This is a genomic window from Vibrio sp. 10N.261.51.F12, assembly GCF_041471725.1.
Classification (GTDB): Bacteria; Pseudomonadota; Gammaproteobacteria; order Enterobacterales; family Vibrionaceae; genus Vibrio.
In genome coordinates this window covers 1-206 of record NZ_JBFROV010000089.1, presented here as the reverse complement: position 1 = coordinate 206, position 206 = coordinate 1, and the positions used below count along the sequence as shown (strand labels likewise).

Annotated in this window: 1 protein-coding gene; it reads left to right on the top strand. The window is 56.3% G+C overall.

Features of this window, described 5'->3' with window-relative positions:
• Positions 1 to 206 (top strand): VCBS domain-containing protein (locus AB4405_RS24380; RefSeq protein ID WP_372063122.1); only part of this gene is annotated, 206 nt, incomplete at both ends.

Sequence of the window (206 nt, the reverse complement as noted above, 5' to 3'; positions counted from 1 at the left end):
GATGGGTCTTGGGATTACGACATTCCGAACGCGGCGGTGGAGTATCTGCCGGCTGGCGTCACGGCGACGGAGACCTTTACGGTCTTGTCAAAAGACGGTACCCCGTTTGAGGTGGTCATCACCATCACGGGTACCGATGATGCGCCCGTGATTGGTGGCAATTCAGAGGGCACGATAACGGAAGACTATGCCCCTGATATTGTCGA